This is a genomic window from Streptomyces sp. NPDC054841 (assembly GCF_053611045.1).
This window is the reverse complement of sequence record NZ_JBSGZO010000798.1, coordinates 1-2,180: the sequence shown is the minus strand read 5'-3', so window position 1 is coordinate 2,180 and position 2,180 is coordinate 1. Positions and strand designations below refer to the sequence as shown.

1 protein-coding gene, 1 tRNA gene and 1 pseudogene are annotated in these 2,180 nt (G+C 75.0%); 1 reads left to right on the top strand and 2 read right to left on the bottom strand.

Features of this window, described 5'->3' with window-relative positions; all coding sequences use genetic code 11:
- Positions 1-21 precede the first annotated feature (21 nt).
- Positions 22-96: transfer RNA gene (locus ACWGI8_RS43320), tRNA-Val, on the bottom strand.
- 50 nt (positions 97-146) lie between these two features.
- Positions 147-596 carry an SRPBCC family protein gene (locus tag ACWGI8_RS43315; protein ID WP_453669014.1) on the bottom strand — a complete coding sequence of 150 codons (450 nt, stop codon included), beginning with the start codon at positions 594-596 and terminating at the stop codon, positions 147-149.
- Between the two features lie 93 nt (positions 597-689).
- On the opposite strand from ACWGI8_RS43315, the pseudogene ACWGI8_RS43310 reads away from it, so the two are divergent.
- Positions 690-2,180 (top strand): annotated as a pseudogene (locus ACWGI8_RS43310) (SCO7613 C-terminal domain-containing membrane protein); the annotation flags it as partial.

Genomic DNA, 2,180 nt, shown 5'->3' with positions numbered 1-2,180 from the left:
CTCCGGGGCCTTCGGTCCGGGTGGTGGGCGATACTGGGTTCGAACCAGTGACCTCTTCGGTGTGAACGAAGCGCTCTCCCACTGAGCTAATCGCCCGGGAACGCACTGAACCATACAGGTACCGGCGGGTTTCCTTCAAACTCCATTCAGGCCCCTGCCAGATACGCCGTGAGTCCGCGCCGCCCGCCGCGCATCATCAGCGCGTGATTGGCCAGGAAGACCGGACGCCCGGGCACCGCGAGGCGCCGCATCAGCGGACGGCGCACCTCGACCTCCTGGTCGTAGCGGGCGCTGGTGCCGCCGTCGGCGCGCGCCGCCAGGGTCCAGCGGGCCCAGCCGGCGAGGTCACCGGCCAGCTCCACCTCCAGCACCAGCGCGGCCGGGTCGCGACGTCGCTCCCGGGCGGTGACGACGAGGTCGTACGGGAGGACGGAGCGGAAGCGGGCGATGCCGCTGCCGTCGTCGAGCGGGGTGACCTCGCGGACCTGCGGCCACCAGCGGGGGTACTCCTCCGCCTGCTCCAGCACCGTGAACACGACCGCGGGCGGTGCGGGCAGCTCCCAGAGACTGCGGAATCGGTAGCGGCACCAGTCCATGCTTCGAGTCTGCGCCCGCACCGAGGTACTCACACACGATCTGAGTATCCGCACCGGTATCGGCGGAGTGTGTCCTGGCCCACACTCCTCGCCATGGACAACGCACTGCCGCCCGCCGAGGAACTGCGGCTCCTCGACCGCGAGCTGGCTCAACTCGACGCCCGGCGGGCCCAGTTGCTCGCCCGCCGGGCCTGGCTGGTGCAGACGCTGCAGGCCCTGCGACCGGTGGCCGCGGGTCCCGCGGCCGCTGCGGGTGCGTCCGGTCCCGCGGGGCCGGCCGGTCCCGGAAGCGCCGTGTGGCCCTCGGGCCCCGTCCCGGAGACCTCGCCGCCGAGCGCACAGAACGTGCTGCTGACCCTCGGCGGGATCCTGCTGGCCATCGCCGCGATCGCCTTCACCCTGGTCAGCTGGGGCCACATGGGCATCGGTGGCCGTGCGCTGGTACTGGGCGCGGTGACCCTGGCGGCCCTCGGCACACCGGTCCTGCTGCTGCGCAGGGGGCTCGCCTCGACCGCGGAGTCGGTCGCGGCGCTCGGGCTCGTTCTCCTGATCCTCGACGCGTACGCCCTGCGCCGCGCGGCCCTCCCGGACAACGACACCATGGCGTACGAGGCAGCCGCCTCGGGCGCGCTCGCCGCGCTGTGGGCGGCGTACGGGACGGCACTCGGCACGCTGCGGCTCCCGCTGCCGTCAGCCGTGGTGGCCGCCCAACTCCCCCTGCCGCTCTGGGCACTGGCGTCGGGCGGGAATCTCCGGCCGACCGCGTGGGCGATGCTGGCGACCGCGGCGCTCGACATCGCGATCGCGCTCGCCGCGAAGCCTCCGGCCGTCCGGGCGATCGCCGTCATCGGCGCCGTCGTGACCGGCGGCTGGTCGCTGCTGGTCGGTGTCTGGCTGTCGGTGTCGGCGCACGCTCCGTCCCCGGCTCTGGAGCCGGCCCTGCTGCTGCTCGCGGCGGCGGGCCTGGCTCTGTGGGCCGCATGGCGTGCGCCGTCGTCCGCGGTGGCGACGGCCACGGTGGCGGGTCTCGCCGTGGTGGCCGCCCTCGGCGGCGTACTCCGTACGACGGTGCCGGGCGACTGGGCGGTGCCCGGGTATCTGCTGTGCGCGGTCGCGCTGCTCGCGCTCGTACGGACACGGGCGCCGCGCGGCGTCCGGGCCGGCCTCGCGATCGCTGCGGGCGTGATCCACGCGGCCTCGGCGGCCTGGGCGCTGCCGCCCGTGCTGCTCACCCTGCTGCGCCCTGCGGCCGGAGCCGACGACGTCTGGTCGGGCGCCCCGGACCTGAACCTTCCGCTGCCGGGCGCGGTCACCGCCCCGGTGGTCCTGGCCGCCGTGGCCACGGTCCTGTGGACGGCGCCCCGCCTGCTCCCGGTCCTCGCCGGGCGCCGCACCACCACGGACTGCCTGGCGTTCGCCGTGGCCTGGTGCGCCGCGGTGGCCGCGCCGACGGCCCTGTCCCTGCCCTTCACGGCGATGGTGACGGCCCAGCTCCTGACGGTGACGGCGGCGCTGGCCGCGACGGTCCGCCCGGCCATCGCCGTCCCGTCCCCGACGGCTTCCGATACGGCGCGGACGGCTTCG

What these genes read in the sequence shown, in the direction of transcription:
- ACWGI8_RS43315 (WP_453669014.1), bottom strand. Translation starts at nt 596, where the DNA reads ATGGACTGGTGCCGCTACCGATTCCGCAGTCTCTGGGAGCTGCCCGCA.